Origin of the sequence: Terribacillus sp. AE2B 122 (genome assembly GCF_902497585.1) — a bacterium.
Lineage (GTDB): Bacteria > Bacillota > Bacilli > Bacillales > Amphibacillaceae > Terribacillus > Terribacillus saccharophilus_A.
In genome coordinates, this window is the sequence record NZ_LR700948.1 from 18,814 (window position 1) to 31,942 (window position 13,129).

Annotated in this window: 20 protein-coding genes and 1 riboswitch; of the genes, 11 read left to right on the top strand and 9 right to left on the bottom strand. The window is 44.0% G+C overall.

What is annotated here, in order from left to right:
- Positions 1 to 31: 31 nt before the first annotated feature.
- Entirely contained in the window at positions 32 to 466 is a 435-nt protein-coding gene (locus AE2B122_RS15440) for a GtrA family protein (RefSeq protein ID WP_175074624.1), read from the bottom strand.
- A 153-nt stretch (positions 467 to 619) separates the two neighbouring features.
- On the opposite strand from AE2B122_RS15440, the gene AE2B122_RS15445 reads away from it, so the two are divergent.
- Positions 620 to 1,414, top strand: coding sequence for a VLRF1 family aeRF1-type release factor (locus AE2B122_RS15445; protein ID WP_254593528.1), 795 nt, complete (start codon positions 620 to 622; stop codon positions 1,412 to 1,414).
- A gap of 37 nt (positions 1,415 to 1,451) precedes the next feature.
- Here the strand turns inward: AE2B122_RS15445 and AE2B122_RS15450 are convergent, their stop codons facing one another.
- From AE2B122_RS15450 to AE2B122_RS15465, 4 genes are read right to left on the bottom strand one after another with little or no spacing between them, the layout of a single operon-like run.
- Positions 1,452 to 1,631, bottom strand: coding sequence for a 2-hydroxymuconate tautomerase (locus AE2B122_RS15450; protein ID WP_038564843.1), 180 nt, complete (start codon positions 1,629 to 1,631; stop codon positions 1,452 to 1,454).
- 13 nt (positions 1,632 to 1,644) lie between these two features.
- Positions 1,645 to 2,061: a Fur family transcriptional regulator gene (locus AE2B122_RS15455; RefSeq protein WP_095218359.1), complete on the bottom strand. Its 417-nt coding sequence runs from the start codon at positions 2,059 to 2,061 to the stop codon at positions 1,645 to 1,647.
- A gap of 1 nt (position 2,062) precedes the next feature.
- Complete coding sequence (locus tag AE2B122_RS15460) at positions 2,063 to 2,929, bottom strand: metal ABC transporter permease (protein WP_095218358.1); 867 nt, start codon at positions 2,927 to 2,929, stop codon at positions 2,063 to 2,065.
- The gene (locus tag AE2B122_RS15465) at positions 2,926 to 3,654 is read right to left on the bottom strand and encodes a metal ABC transporter ATP-binding protein (RefSeq protein WP_095218357.1); all 729 of its coding nucleotides are present in this window, start codon (positions 3,652 to 3,654) and stop codon (positions 2,926 to 2,928) included. The genes AE2B122_RS15460 and AE2B122_RS15465 overlap by 4 nt, the downstream gene beginning before the upstream one ends.
- Positions 3,655 to 3,823: 169 nt before the next feature.
- On the opposite strand from AE2B122_RS15465, the gene AE2B122_RS15470 reads away from it, so the two are divergent.
- From AE2B122_RS15470 to copZ, 3 genes are read left to right on the top strand one after another with little or no spacing between them, the layout of a single operon-like run.
- On the top strand, positions 3,824 to 4,123 hold the full coding sequence (locus AE2B122_RS15470; RefSeq protein WP_095218356.1) for a metal-sensing transcriptional repressor: 300 nt from the start codon (positions 3,824 to 3,826) through the stop codon (positions 4,121 to 4,123).
- 14 nt (positions 4,124 to 4,137) lie between these two features.
- On the top strand, positions 4,138 to 6,522 hold the full coding sequence (locus AE2B122_RS15475; protein WP_175074625.1) for a heavy metal translocating P-type ATPase: 2,385 nt from the start codon (positions 4,138 to 4,140) through the stop codon (positions 6,520 to 6,522).
- A 3-nt stretch (positions 6,523 to 6,525) separates the two neighbouring features.
- Positions 6,526 to 6,732 carry a copper chaperone CopZ gene (copZ, locus tag AE2B122_RS15480; RefSeq protein WP_095218354.1) on the top strand — a complete coding sequence of 69 codons (207 nt, stop codon included), beginning with the start codon at positions 6,526 to 6,528 and terminating at the stop codon, positions 6,730 to 6,732.
- Between the two features lie 36 nt (positions 6,733 to 6,768).
- On the opposite strand, the gene AE2B122_RS15485 is transcribed toward copZ, so the two are convergent.
- From AE2B122_RS15485 to AE2B122_RS15500, 4 genes are all read right to left on the bottom strand, one after another.
- A complete protein-coding gene (locus AE2B122_RS15485) occupies positions 6,769 to 7,839 on the bottom strand; it encodes a YhgE/Pip domain-containing protein (RefSeq protein ID WP_254593529.1) in 1,071 nt (356 codons plus the stop codon).
- A gap of 53 nt (positions 7,840 to 7,892) precedes the next feature.
- Positions 7,893 to 8,315: a MarR family winged helix-turn-helix transcriptional regulator gene (locus AE2B122_RS15490; RefSeq protein ID WP_175074626.1), complete on the bottom strand. Its 423-nt coding sequence runs from the start codon at positions 8,313 to 8,315 to the stop codon at positions 7,893 to 7,895.
- A gap of 130 nt (positions 8,316 to 8,445) precedes the next feature.
- A complete protein-coding gene (locus tag AE2B122_RS15495) occupies positions 8,446 to 8,769 on the bottom strand; it encodes a spore coat protein (protein ID WP_095218352.1) in 324 nt (107 codons plus the stop codon).
- Positions 8,770 to 8,781: 12 nt separating this feature from the next.
- The gene (locus tag AE2B122_RS15500) at positions 8,782 to 9,021 is read right to left on the bottom strand and encodes a hypothetical protein (protein ID WP_175074627.1); all 240 of its coding nucleotides are present in this window, start codon (positions 9,019 to 9,021) and stop codon (positions 8,782 to 8,784) included.
- A 111-nt stretch (positions 9,022 to 9,132) separates the two neighbouring features.
- Between AE2B122_RS15500 and AE2B122_RS15505 the strand changes: the two genes are divergently transcribed.
- The 7 genes from AE2B122_RS15505 to AE2B122_RS15535 all read left to right on the top strand — a co-directional run bounded on the left by AE2B122_RS15505 (position 9,133) and on the right by AE2B122_RS15535 (position 13,129).
- The gene (locus tag AE2B122_RS15505; RefSeq protein WP_095218350.1) at positions 9,133 to 9,486 is read left to right on the top strand and encodes an arsenate reductase family protein; all 354 of its coding nucleotides are present in this window, start codon (positions 9,133 to 9,135) and stop codon (positions 9,484 to 9,486) included.
- 89 nt (positions 9,487 to 9,575) lie between these two features.
- Positions 9,576 to 9,965, top strand: coding sequence for a glycine cleavage system protein GcvH (gene gcvH / locus AE2B122_RS15510; RefSeq protein WP_175074628.1), 390 nt, complete (start codon positions 9,576 to 9,578; stop codon positions 9,963 to 9,965).
- 139 nt (positions 9,966 to 10,104) lie between these two features.
- Positions 10,105 to 10,455: a toprim domain-containing protein gene (locus AE2B122_RS15515; protein WP_038564869.1), complete on the top strand. Its 351-nt coding sequence runs from the start codon at positions 10,105 to 10,107 to the stop codon at positions 10,453 to 10,455.
- Positions 10,456 to 10,482: 27 nt separating this feature from the next.
- Positions 10,483 to 10,773: a thioredoxin family protein gene (locus AE2B122_RS15520; RefSeq protein WP_095218348.1), complete on the top strand. Its 291-nt coding sequence runs from the start codon at positions 10,483 to 10,485 to the stop codon at positions 10,771 to 10,773.
- Positions 10,774 to 10,859: 86 nt separating this feature from the next.
- A complete protein-coding gene (locus tag AE2B122_RS15525; RefSeq protein WP_095218347.1) occupies positions 10,860 to 11,189 on the top strand; it encodes a hypothetical protein in 330 nt (109 codons plus the stop codon).
- A gap of 60 nt (positions 11,190 to 11,249) precedes the next feature.
- A riboswitch (SAM riboswitch) is annotated at positions 11,250 to 11,351 on the top strand.
- A gap of 94 nt (positions 11,352 to 11,445) precedes the next feature.
- Entirely contained in the window at positions 11,446 to 12,468 is a 1,023-nt protein-coding gene (locus tag AE2B122_RS15530) for a methionine ABC transporter ATP-binding protein (RefSeq protein ID WP_095268565.1), read from the top strand.
- Positions 12,461 to 13,129 (top strand): methionine ABC transporter permease, encoded by a 669-nt coding sequence (locus tag AE2B122_RS15535; protein ID WP_175074629.1) that lies wholly within the window; start codon positions 12,461 to 12,463, stop codon positions 13,127 to 13,129. Before AE2B122_RS15530 ends, AE2B122_RS15535 begins: the two co-directional genes overlap by 8 nt.

Consider the following 13,129-nt stretch of genomic DNA (forward strand, 5'->3'; position numbering starts at 1 on the left):
ATTATATGGCTAAAACACTTTTGTCCCAGCCTCATTTTTTTCTTTTAAATACAAAGTACTTCATGAACAGGAAGCTGCTGGCCGAAGACAGGAACATCGCTGCTCCTTTGGCTATATTATTATCAATGTATGCCGGGAAGGATACGAACGTAATTGCGCGCAGAACAGCTAAACCAGCAATGAAAACAAGATTGCTGATTACTAATGCAACCAAGGCTTGGGCAAAGAACAGACTTTTCTCGGTGTTACTAGATCTTTTCTGCTTGCGGAACGTAAATCTCGTATTCCAATAATAACTGTTCCAGATACATACTAAATAACTGATCGTATTGAAGAGCAGCAGCAGGAGATTATTCTTCGTTGGCCAGATAAGTAGTAATATATTGAGTACGACTAGGTCTACTGCTGCATTTAATACACCAATGGACGTAAATTGCAGGATTTGTGTGCGAGTCCTTTTTAACATGATTTATCACAGCCTTCAAGTTACATAGTTAGATCTTAACATCATTCCCTTATTACATTCCTTTTTAACGTTTCAACCAGCATATATGTGGTATGTAGAGCTATATGCTAGTTTTACTTTACTAAGCAAATTTGTAAGAGGAGTGATTGCAGTTTGTGTTACGCAAAGGACATGGAGAAACTCGCACAAAAAGCCAAGCGCCATCCTCAGAAAGTACTTAGCATGTATGTGAATACGGATCCAGCCAACCGTGATCAGACCGGTGGCGAATGGAAGATTCACGTGAAAAATGGTTTGAAGAACTTCGAAACATATCTCAAGAACGACCCTGAGGAGCTGGAGCAGTTCTTGAAAGTGAAAGAAAAAGTGAAACTGTTCTTGGAGGATAACGGGCAAAGCATGAAGAAAAGCTGCGTTGTGTTTGCATCTGCGGATGATATTTGGTTTGCCGAATGTCTCCAGATGCCAGTGACGACTGAATTTCACTGGGAAGATGAGCCAAAGCTTCAGCAGTTTCAAGCATTGTATGAAAAATTTCCAGAATCAGGTGTCATTCTGGTCCAGAGAAATCAAGTCAAAGTAATCGATGCTGTATTAGGAAAAATAAATGATACTAAGCTATATGAGATGGATTTAGATACAGAGAAATGGAAGGTGCAGGCAAGTCCGCAGCGGGCGTTATCTATTAAAGGAAAAGGCGGAAAAGGATCGAAGAAGGACACAATCGAGAACCGTTTGGAAGCTAACCAGAAGCGTTGGTACAAGTCACTTGCACCAGATCTTGATAAACTTGCAAAAGATAATGAATGGAAAAGCATCCACCTTGTCGGAAATAAAGATGAAGCCAAATTGATCGAAAGCTATATGCAGAAGCAGGTCCAGCACACGGAAGGTAAGAATCTCTTCGAGCAAGAGGAACGGAAAGTGCTGGAAGAAGTGATTTTATAAGAAAAGCAGCATGCCCATGGGGTATGCTGCTTTTTCATTAGGATAGACGCTTTCCAGCGACACCATAATTTGCTTTGTTCATTTCCTCGATGATGATGGAAACTGCTTCGGCGCGAGCGCCTGTTGTCTCAACCATCACGTCAGTCATTTTCTTGATCATTTGTTCTTTCTGTTCATCCGTGCGGCCTTCCAGCATTTTAACAGTAATGATTGGCATATATATCGACTCCTTAACGATTGTGACACGTCGGGCAAAGACCATAAAGCTCGAAAGCGTGTGTATTTACATGATAATCCGCAAGTTCTTCTGTGTAAACTGGCAGTGGACATTTCTGCAGCGGTTTGGTCAGCCCGCAACTTTCACAGATGAAATGATGATGATGCGTACCGCTTTTACAAGCGATTTTAAACAGCTTCTCTCCATTTTTCTCACGGGATTCCAACAGCTCCAGTTGTTCGAAAAGACGAAGATTACGATAGATTGTGTCCAAGCTGATGCCAGTATAGCTGGTTTCCATATATGCAAGCAGTGCTTTTGCACTTCGATAGCCTTTGGCATGAATGAAATAGGTAAGGATATCCGCTCGTTTATCGGTATATTTATGACCGTTTTCTTTCAGAATCGCAATGCCTTCGTCTACTTGCATATTAGGAAACTCCTTTCTCGAATGCAGTTTTTCGTTTATTCGCAAGCAGTAGCTTTTGAACAATAAAACTCAACAGAAGAATCAGGATGGATACGACAACAATAGTACCCCCTGGTGGTATCTCGAAATAATAACCAGAGAACAAGCCGACAATAACGGAAGTCTCTCCGAAGACAATAGCCAATATCATTGCCTGTTTGAACCCTTTTGCCAATCGAATGGCTGCTGCTACTGGTATTGTCATTAGGGCAGAGACAAGCAGCACACCTACAATCCGGATGCTAGCTGCAATTACAAGAGCAATCAGGAGCATGAAGATGAAATGAATCGCTTTAGAGTGCAAGCCACTGACACGTGCATGCTCTTCATCGAAGGAAAGCACGAGCAGCTGCTTGTACAAAAATCCGATGACAAGCAGGACAATGATCGAGATGATCACAATAACACGCAGGTCTTCACTGCTGACAGCAGATACAGAACCGAATAGATAAGAAAACAGATCCGTCGTAAAACCATTAGCCAAAGATATGAAGATAACACTCAAGCCGACTCCGCCGGAAAGGATGATCGGAATTGCGATTTCTTGGAAATTGCGGAACATATTCCGAAGCTTCTCAATTAGCAGGGAAGCGAGAACAGAGAACCCAAGACCTGCATAAAACGGGGAAATCACAGGTGTTGCCAGCTTTTTTTCCAACAAGAGTCCGAATGCAATACCAGCTAAGGTCACATGCGATAGTGCATCTGCAATTAAGGATAGTCTGCGTACGACGATGAAACAGCCGAGCAGCGGGGCAATCAAGCCGATCAGCAGTCCGGTATATAGTGTATTTCGTAAAAATTCAAATTGAAGAAAATCGGCAATCATGCATGAATACCTCGCAATACATGTAAATCGGTTTCAGGCAGGCTGAATTGCTCTGGGCTGCCTTCGTATTTGATTTGCTGATCCAAATAAACCAGCTTGGACGCGTACTGTGCAATCCCTGCTAGATCATGCGTGATCATCACTAAGGTAAGTCCTTTTTCCTCGTTCAGCCGCTGCAATAATTCATAGAAGCCTTTTACATTGGCGTGGTCGATCCCAACAGTCGGCTCATCAAGAATGATCAATTCTGGCTGGCTTACAAGCGCTCTAGCGATGAAGACACGCTGCTGCTGACCACCTGAAAGACTGCTGATATTTTCATGCAGATAATCACTCATATCAACTTGAGCCACAGCTTGCTTCACAGCAGTCCTGTGCTTAGCTGAGAATCTCCGGAAATAACCAATCTTCGGGGTAAGCCCCATTGCGACTACTTCGAAAACGGTAGCTGGAAAACCTTTGTTGAAGGCATTCGCCTTTTGGGATACAAAGCTCACTTTGTCCCAATCCTTAAAGGAGGAAACAGTATGTCCGAAAAGCCTAATGGAGCCATTATTCGGCTGCAGCATTCCGAGTGCCAGCTTGATTAATGTTGTTTTACCTCCGCCGTTTGGACCAATCAGACCAAGGAAGTCCCCTTTTTTTACTTGAAGGGATACCTCGCGCAAGGCAGCCTTCTGTTCATATGAGAAATTAATAGTATCTATTTGAAGGATAGATGTCATTTTCTATCACCTTTCTAATCACGTACTTCTTCACAAGGAACTATTCTATCGTAATCATTTCGATTTGTAAATCATAATCGTTTCGATTTATAAATCAAACTGTTGACATATACCTGGTGGGGGTATAATATGGATATATACCTGCAGGGGGTATAAAGGGAGGCATACTATGGAACATTCAGATAAAAAGCCAGTCAAACCAAGGACAACGACGGAAAAGCAAGCACTTGTCAATCGGCTTAAACGAATTGAGGGACAGGTCAGGGGTCTTCAAAATATGGTTGAGGAAGACAGATATTGTGTGGACATCCTTGTTCAGATATCTGCCATTCAGGCGGCACTGAAGAAAACAGGAGCCGCAGTAACGGAAAGACATATGAAGCATTGCGTTTCTCATGCAATACAACATGGAGATGGGGAAGAGGCAATTGATGAATTGATGAAAGTACTGCAGCAATTCGGCAAATAGGAGGCGGTTCATATATGGAGAAGAAGCAAGTAACAGTACCCATTACTGGTATGACTTGTGCTGCATGTGCCACCCGTATTGAAAAAGTGCTGAACAAGATGAACACGGTAGAGGCCAATGTCAATCTGGCAACAGAAAAGGCAGCAATCTCTTTTGATCCGAACCAGGTGGATGAAACAGATTTAACTGGTAAGATCGAAAAGCTTGGCTATGGGGTGGAACCAGAGGAAGTTTCTCTTGATATAAAAGGAATGACTTGTGCTGCTTGCTCAGCAAGAATCGAGAAGGTGCTGAACAAGCAGGAGGGCATCCAGCAGGCTGTTGTCAACCTGGCTGGAGAGACGGCTAGCATTCGCTATAATCCGCTGCTAACAGGTACAGATGAATTTATCGAACGTATTCGGAAATTAGGCTACGACGCAAGCCCGCGGAAATCCAGGAAAGAAAATGCTACAAGCAGAAACAAAGGTATCAGGCTGATGCAATTGAAACTATTGCTATCCGCCCTGTTATCTTTACCATTGCTCGCAACAATGGGCGGGCACTTGGATTTATATGAAGTACCGCATTTCCTAATGAATCCATGGGTGCAGCTATTGCTCGCAACACCCGTTCAATTTTTGATCGGATGGCAGTTTTACCGGGGAGCTTATCACAGCTTGCGCAGCAAATCAGCCAATATGGATGTGCTTGTTGCGCTCGGCACAAGTGCTGCATATTTCTACAGTTTATATGAAGTGATCCGTTTTCAAGGCAGCGGACATATGCCCGCCCTGTATTTCGAGACGAGTGCCATTTTGATAACCTTGATTCTTCTCGGTAAATATATGGAGAAAGTAGCAAAAGGACGGACAACTACTGCCATTACTTCTCTAGTCGGCTTACAGGCGAAAGAAGCGACAGTATTGCGTGGAGCGCAGGAAGAGAAGATTGCAGCAGCAGAGCTGGTTCAGGGTGATATCATTATTGTACGACCAGGAGAGAAGATTCCGGCAGATGGTATCATCGTGAAAGGAAGCACCCATGTTGACGAATCAATGCTCACGGGAGAAAGTATACCGATTAGCAAAGCAGTTGGAGATAATGTAGCAGGTGCTACTGTCAATGCGAATGGAAATATCCAAGTGAAAGTGACGCATTCAAATGATGAGTCAGTTCTGGCGGAAATCATTCAAGCAGTAGAGCGTGCGCAAGGTTCTAAAGCACCTATCCAGCGCTTTGCTGACCGTGTCTCTTCGTTTTTCGTCCCTGCAGTTATCGTGATTAGCATAATCACTTTTGCTGTATGGATTTTACTAGTGAATCCTGGGGAGGTGGCTCCGGCCTTGACGGCTGCTATCGCCGTACTGGTAATCGCTTGTCCTTGCGCGCTGGGACTTGCTACTCCGACAAGCATCATGGTCGGTACCGGAAAAGCAGCGGAAGTGGGTATTTTGTTCAAAGGCGGCGAACAGCTGGAGACTGCATATAAAGTAGATGCTGTCGTCTTCGATAAAACTGGCACCATCACCCAAGGAAGACCGCAGGTAACAGATATTTATGGCGACGCACAGCATTTGTCTGAAGCGATTGCGCTCGAGAAGCAATCAGAGCATCCGCTGGCGCAATCTTTCATTCAATATGGAGAGGAGCATAGTCTTCCGGTCAAAGAAGTGGAAACGTTTGAGAACATACCTGGTAGGGGTATCAGAGGAATAGTAGGAGGCACTTCTATTCTGATTGGAAATGGTGCGCTTATGTCGGAACAGAATTTGCTGTTGGAGGACTATAAGCTGCAGGCTGATATATTGGAAAAAGACGGAAAGACCGTCATGTATCTTGCTACTGAAAATAGAGTAGAGGCCATCATCGCCGTCAGTGATGCGGTCAAACCAGATGCTGCCGATGCAATTAAACAATTAAAGTCACAAGGTATTCGAACTGTCATGCTGACAGGAGACAATCAGCAAACAGCTGAAAGCATAGCAGCAAAAGTTGGCATCGACACAGTATATGCCGGGGTGCTGCCTGCTGGTAAGGCAGATCGAATTGCAGCACTGCAGAAGGAAGGCTTTACTGTGGCGATGGTAGGGGATGGAATCAATGACGCACCAGCTTTGGCATCGGCAGATATTGGCATTGCTATAGGCACCGGAACAGATGTTGCGATTGAAGCAGCTGGTGTAACCATCCTTGGAGGAGATTTGAGACTTGTACCGAAAGCGTTGGGTTATAGTGCGAAAACGATTCGGAACATCAAGCAGAACTTATTTTGGGCGCTTGCTTATAACAGTGCCGGTATACCAGTTGCTGCTATTGGACTGCTAGCGCCATGGCTTGCGGGAGCGGCAATGGCCTTCAGTTCCGTCAGTGTGGTAGCAAATGCATTACGATTGAAAAGACAATTAAAGGAGAGATAAGATATGGAAATGACATTACAAGTAAATGGTATGACTTGCGGACATTGTGAGAAAGCAGTTAAAGGAGCATTAGGGGAATTAGAAGGAATCCAAGGAGTAGACGTGGATTTGGCCAGCGGTAAAGTCGATGTTGTGTATGATGACACGCTTGTGACGAAGAATGAAATGAAAGAAGCAATCGAAGAACAAGGTTATGATGTAGTAGCATAAGAAAGACCTCCGCAATAATTTGCGGAGGTCTTCTTTTTATACTGCAGCAGCGTTTTCGTCCTTTTTAACGAATTGAACGGGTTGCTGTTTCTTAAGTTTCAACACTATACAAGTAATCAGGAAGGTAATAACCAAAATCAAGCCAAGGTGGAGGATAGCTGATGAAACACTTTCTCCAGCATAGATCAGTTGACTGAAGCCTTGTACCCCATTAGAAGCTGGTAGTGCAGCGCCTATTACACGGAATACAGGAGACAACAGGTCAGTCGGAATGATATTCCCAGCAGCCATCAATTGGAACGGAATCATGGCAACGTTGAATAAAGCACCAGCATTGCCGAAAATAGCAAAGCTCATCTGTGTGAAACTAATGCAGGCAAAGACAACTAGCAGCTCGAATCCCCATAGCTGCATGTAGGAAGCAGCTGTATCATTTGCAAGTGCATGAATCGTTACGATAATCGTTGTTACGACAAGTCCGATAACTAGTAAAAGCAGCTGTTTATTCCAAAAGAGCTGCCATTTGCCGAATTTGCGGCTCAGAATTTGCGTGACAATGTTCATTTGAATATTCATTGTCATGACAGCGATGAAAATGATGAATCCAAGAATCATCGGTACCATGCTGGTTGCGAAGTTGCCGATGTGATTTTCTTTTATGATTTCTGCTTGTACATTGGAACCAGCTATAGAGTCAGTCATTTGTCTTGCTGTACTTTCGGCTGCCGATAAAGCAACCTGTGAGTTGGAGCTGTTCAAGTAGAATTGTAATGACGTGTCGCTCTGTTTGGCCAAATTTTCGGTGAATGCCTCCGGAATGACAACGAGCATCGTAATATCATTTTGATCAAGCTTTTCTTTTGCTTTATCATAAGAAGCAAGATCCGCATCAAATGGCATATTATCCATCATTTGTTCTGCCAATGCATTGGCTTGTTCCCCATCTTCATTGACGACAGCAACTTGCAAACGGTCCAGATGATTCGTTGCATCATGATAGCCTGTCAGCCAAATGATGGAAAAGAGTAATGGGACAAGAATGGCAAAAGCCATGCCCACTTTCGTATTTGGGATTTTAAGCATTTCCCGTAAAGGTTGTAGACGCAAAATAAAAACTCCTATCTATTTTAGTTGCACATGCATGTATTTAGCGAAAAAAATCACTGCAAATTCTGATGCAGCTTTCGAATCAGAGTATGCAGCAATTCTATATCCTTCTGATGGAAACCAAGATAAGCATGATTTTCGATTTCTTCTATCTTCGGTTTGATGTCTTTGACCAGATTTCGGCCTTCTGCTGTAATTTGCAAGCGGATAGCCCGCCGGTCATGCGGATCATGTCCGCGGGTGACCAATCCCTTTTTGACAAGCTTATCGACAATCTTCGTAACGGTTGTCTGCTCTCTTTCCGTTAGATCGGCAAGCTCCTTTTGGGTGATGTTATCCTGCTTATCCAATTCGGCAATAAGGGAGAATTGTTCTGGTGTTAGTTCAAACTGCTGAAGCATGCGGGACGTTTCCCGTTTCAAGGATAGATAGGTCCGCGATAAAAGCAGTCCTAACTCGTCTTGTGTCCTGCTCATGGTCCGCTCCTTTCAGATAGCTCAAATAGTTGCACATGCAAGTATATTACGGGTTTGTATTCAATACGTCAATAATTTTTTTGGATTGAGTCAGAAAAAAGGACAACCAGCAGCTGATTGTCCGTCTGTCTCATGAGTATGGAAGTTCTTGTCGTGTTTTGCTGAATTGCTGATAAGCCTGTTCCACTTTTTGCTGTGGCGCTTGTTCCAAGCTGTACCATCCATGTTGGAACATTAGATTATATAAATTACGCTGGGAATCCTGTGTTTCCTTGAATATACGCGCTACTGTTTCATATAACGACTGATTGCTCATTTCATTCAGCGCCGTACTGTACGAAGCTGTCATATACTTTTCCGTGGCAAGCAAATCAGTTACATGATCCCGGTCATTCATTTCCTGCGTTGTCGGGACGGGTGTCTGGGGATTTTGTATCTTTTGATTCTCTGGCATAGCGTTCCCTCCTTAATTGAGCGGTTTTGTCTTCAAATGCTCCAGTAACATATTATAATGGCGCTGATGCATCTGGCCGATAGTGTGCAGCGCTTCCTGGGCATCTGTCAGCTGCACTTCACCGGCAGCATGCTGTGCTTTTTTTGCTGCATTCAAGTTCCAGTTCAGCATATCACTCAAGTACAGCAAGTCTTTTTCTGAAACCATCTCCGGCGGCTGGAGCATAACATTTTGTTGATTTTCTGCTGGCATGGGGATCCCTCCTTTTTCCTTTCTATCGTACCCGGGATCCTGTCGATTATTCTGTGCGAAAGATGTAAACGATTATGCTAAAATAGCAGTATGAAAAGAAAGGAGATCTGTATGTTCCGATTTTATTGGTACCCAAATTGCAGTACATGCAAGAATGCAAAGAAATGGCTGGATGCGAATGAAGTATCTTATGAAGCGATACATATCGTCGAGAACCCTCCGAGTCCGGAGATCCTGCAGGAAGCAGCGGATAAAAGCGGGTTGCCGCTTACCAAACTGTTCAATACGAGCGGAAAAGTATACCGAGAGGGCGGCTATAAGGAGAAAATCAAAGAGGCAGATGATGCCCAGCTCAAGTCATGGCTATCCGAAAACGGTATGCTGATTAAGCGTCCTCTTTTAATTGGAGAGAAGTCAGCGGCAGTCGGTTTCAAGCCGGAAGCATACGAGGCTGTAACTGCTTAGAATTGAGCTGAAACAGTGGTAATTTTATCTATTACCTTTTATAGTAAATATGTTAGCTATTCTTGTAGAAAATAGGTGGAGGAATAAAAATGAGCAACTTACCGAAAGATCTACGTTATACAGAGGAACATGAATGGATTAAAAAAGAAGATGGCAATCAGTACCGAATCGGTATTACCGACTTCGCCCAGGACGAACTCGGAGACATCGTATTCGTGGAACTTCCATCCGTCGGTGACGAACTGAAAGCAGACGAGCCATTCGGAAGCGTTGAATCTGTCAAAACAGTGTCCGAGCTGTATGCTCCGATCAGCGGAAAAGTCGTAGCTGTGAACGAAGATTTAGACGACAGCCCTGAATTCGTAAATGAATCCCCATACGAGAAAGCATGGATGATCGTAGTGGAAGCAGACGACGAAGCAGCGTATGAGAGCTTGCTATCTGTAGAAGATTACGAAGGACGGATTAAAGAGGATTAATTTTTTGGATCCTTGTTGATATCTGTTAGCAAGGGCAGCGGTCTCTTATCATATAATATGGCAAGCGTTCATTGCTAAGCCTTTATCGGGGCACGGGCAAGGAAGCAATCAAATATCGATCAGAATAGGTGATGCCAGTATGGGTGATGAAGAAAAGGTCATTATTGTAGAAGGACGCTCGGATAAAGAGCAGATAAGGAAGATCATCGATGAGGAAGTGACGATCATCTGCACCAATGGTACATTGGGCATCGAGCGGCTGGAACAGCTGTTGTATGACTATGACTTGGATCACAAGCAAGTATATATTATGGTGGATGAGGATAGCGCCGGTCATAAGCTGCGAAAACAGTTAGCCCGAGAGCTGCCGCATGCCCAGCATATTTACGTAGACAGAACCTATCGAGAGGTAGCGGCGACCCCGGCCCCTGAATTGGCCACAGCCCTGCTTAGCAGAAGTATCATGGTGCATCCATTCTTCCTCGTCTGAAGAAAGAAGGGATGAATTATCGAGGTTATCAAAACAGAGGTTCAGAAAGTCACACACCAGGAGCAAGCAAGAATATTTGTGCACACACCTTTTTGCGGTACTTGTCAGCTTGCAGAAAAAATGCTCCTTACAGTGGAGGCCGTGACAGGCCAGGAACATTACCATAAACTGAACGCCTCTCTTTTTCCTGATTTTATGCAGGAAAATCAGATCGAAAGTGTACCTTGTCTTATTACATTCAAACAAGGGGAAGTTCAGGAAAAAATATATGCGTTTCATTCCGTTCAGCATATGCTGGCGAAGACGCTGAGCGAATAAAACAGCTTTCCGATTTGGAAAGCTGTTTTTTCTTGCAGGAAATCAGAACAAGAAGAGCCAAATACAGTGTAGGGAGGGAATGGCGGATGATCATCGAAAAACTGACAAAGCTTAAGCATCAGATCGAGGTAAGGGAGGATCTGCTGCCTTTATGTAATGACAAGCGGCTGAAGGTCTTCATTGAATGGGGAGATGCACATTTTGATTTACATATAGACAGAAGCAGCCTCACGACACCAGCTTCTAAGCCTTATGGTATTTTACATATACGTACTGATGAGCAGACACTGCAGGAGCTTCTTGCTGGTGAGGTACAGCTTCGCAGTATCCGTAACAAGCAAGTAGTGGACGGCGATTATCAGCATATCCTGCTTGTAGAGGCACTTCTATTTCTGGGAGGTCAAGGAAGTCTGTGAAATATGTTGACAAGAATATTGACTAGATGCTAAACTCCTTTTAGCAATCATATAACTATACTCTTATCAAGAGTGGCGGAGGGACTGGCCCGATGAAGCCCGGCAACCACAGGTTATCCTGTATGGTGCCAATTCCTGCAGGGAAACCTGTACAGATGAGAGAACAATTATCGAACGCAGCTGCGTCTTTTTGTTCTCTGAACAAAAAGACGCTTTTTTATGCTTATAAAGCAACACGAGGAAGGAGGAGCGGATATTGATCACTATCAAAAACCTCTCCAAGATATATCGTACGAAAAAACAGAATATTACAGCGGTCGATGAGCTTAATCTGAAAATTGAGTCAGGTGAGATTTTCGGCGTAATTGGCTACAGCGGTGCTGGGAAAAGTACTTTCGTTCGCCTGCTGAACCGTCTCGAAGAACCGACAGCTGGTGAAATAATAATCAATGGCAAGGATATCGTCAAACAGCGCAAAAATGAACTTCGCCTTGCCAGACAAGAAATCGGGATGATCTTCCAGCATTTCAATCTGCTATGGTCTCGTACTGTACACCAAAACATTGCTTTTCCATTGGAAATCGCAGGTGTGCCGAAAAAAGAAAGAAAGGCAAAAGTGGATCGTCTGATTGAGCTAGTAGGATTGCAAGGGCGCGAAAACGCCTACCCATCTCAACTGAGCGGTGGACAGAAGCAGCGAGTCGGCATTGCAAGGGCGTTGGCTAACGATCCGAAAGTGCTTCTATGTGATGAAGCAACATCCGCACTGGATCCGGAAACAACAGACTCAATCCTTGATTTGCTTGTGGACATCAATAACCGTCTCGGTTTGACTATCGTATTGATTACACATGAAATGAATGTAATCCGTAAAATCTGCCACCATGTAGCTGTTATGGATACCGGAAAAGTTGTGGAACAAGGAGATGCAACGCATGTATTCCAGAATCCGCAGCAGGATATTACGAAGCGCTTCGTTCGACAATTGGATGGAAGTGAACAGTATGCTTCTTTATCCGCAGCAGTAGTCAAAGAAGGAACTGGCACGATCGTAAAGCTTTCTTTCTCTGGGGAAAACGTGAATCAGACGGTCGTCAGCCAGACTGCGAAACAATTCGATGTGGATATCAATATCCTGCAGGGGAATGTTTTGCAGACGCAAACCGGCGCAGTCGGCAATCTTTTCTTACAGCTAGTGGGCAATGAATCGGAAGTGGAGAAGGCACTGGACTTCATCCGCGGAGCAAATGTAAAAGCGGAGGTGCAGGAACTTGTTTGAGAAGTGGTTTCCGAATGTAGATATTGCAGACTTGAACACAGCCATCTATGAGACATTCTATATGACGATTCTTTCCTTGATCGGTACATTCATTATCGGTATCATCCTTGGTCTTTTACTTTATCTGACTAGCAGAGGCAAGCTCTGGGAAAATAAAATTGTCTACGGAATCGTAGCAGCGGTCGTCAACATATTCCGGGCGATTCCGTTCATCATACTTATCCTGCTTCTATTCCCATTTACTGACTTTATCGTCGGTACAATCCGCGGTCCGGAGGCAGCATTGCCCGCACTTATCATTGGGTCAGCGCCTTTCTATGCACGGTTAGTTGAAATCGCATTGAAAGAAGTAGACAACGGAGTAGTGGAAGCTGCTAAGGCAATGGGTGCAAAGAATAGTACGATCATGTTCAAAGTACTGCTGAAAGAATCCATGCCAGCACTTGTTTCTGGTCTTACAGTAACAGCAATTGCGTTAATTGGTTCTACAGCAGTTGCAGGTGTTATCGGAGCAGGCGGTTTAGGCGATTTCGCTTACTTCTACGGCTTCCAGCGACGTCAGTTTGATGTAGTATTCATCTGTACGCTTTTAATTGTTATTGTGGTATTTGTCTTCCAATTTATTGGAGACTTGATTTCAAATAAATTAGATAAACGATAA

What these genes read in the sequence shown, in the direction of transcription:
- AE2B122_RS15440 (WP_175074624.1), bottom strand. Translation starts at nt 466, where the DNA reads ATGTTAAAAAGGACTCGCACACAAATCCTGCAATTTACGTCCATTGGT.
- AE2B122_RS15450 (WP_038564843.1), bottom strand. Translation starts at nt 1,631, where the DNA reads ATGCCAATCATTACTGTTAAAATGCTGGAAGGCCGCACGGATGAACAG.
- AE2B122_RS15455 (WP_095218359.1), bottom strand. Translation starts at nt 2,061, where the DNA reads ATGCAAGTAGACGAAGGCATTGCGATTCTGAAAGAAAACGGTCATAAA.
- AE2B122_RS15460 (WP_095218358.1), bottom strand. Translation starts at nt 2,929, where the DNA reads ATGATTGCCGATTTTCTTCAATTTGAATTTTTACGAAATACACTATAT.
- AE2B122_RS15465 (WP_095218357.1), bottom strand. Translation starts at nt 3,654, where the DNA reads ATGACATCTATCCTTCAAATAGATACTATTAATTTCTCATATGAACAG.
- AE2B122_RS15470 (WP_095218356.1), top strand. Translation starts at nt 3,824, where the DNA reads ATGGAACATTCAGATAAAAAGCCAGTCAAACCAAGGACAACGACGGAA.
- AE2B122_RS15475 (WP_175074625.1), top strand. Translation starts at nt 4,138, where the DNA reads ATGGAGAAGAAGCAAGTAACAGTACCCATTACTGGTATGACTTGTGCT.
- copZ (WP_095218354.1), top strand. Translation starts at nt 6,526, where the DNA reads ATGGAAATGACATTACAAGTAAATGGTATGACTTGCGGACATTGTGAG.
- AE2B122_RS15490 (WP_175074626.1), bottom strand. Translation starts at nt 8,315, where the DNA reads ATGAGCAGGACACAAGACGAGTTAGGACTGCTTTTATCGCGGACCTAT.
- AE2B122_RS15495 (WP_095218352.1), bottom strand. Translation starts at nt 8,769, where the DNA reads ATGCCAGAGAATCAAAAGATACAAAATCCCCAGACACCCGTCCCGACA.
- AE2B122_RS15500 (WP_175074627.1), bottom strand. Translation starts at nt 9,021, where the DNA reads ATGCCAGCAGAAAATCAACAAAATGTTATGCTCCAGCCGCCGGAGATG.
- AE2B122_RS15505 (WP_095218350.1), top strand. Translation starts at nt 9,133, where the DNA reads ATGTTCCGATTTTATTGGTACCCAAATTGCAGTACATGCAAGAATGCA.
- gcvH (WP_175074628.1), top strand. Translation starts at nt 9,576, where the DNA reads ATGAGCAACTTACCGAAAGATCTACGTTATACAGAGGAACATGAATGG.
- AE2B122_RS15515 (WP_038564869.1), top strand. Translation starts at nt 10,105, where the DNA reads ATGGGTGATGAAGAAAAGGTCATTATTGTAGAAGGACGCTCGGATAAA.
- AE2B122_RS15525 (WP_095218347.1), top strand. Translation starts at nt 10,860, where the DNA reads ATGATCATCGAAAAACTGACAAAGCTTAAGCATCAGATCGAGGTAAGG.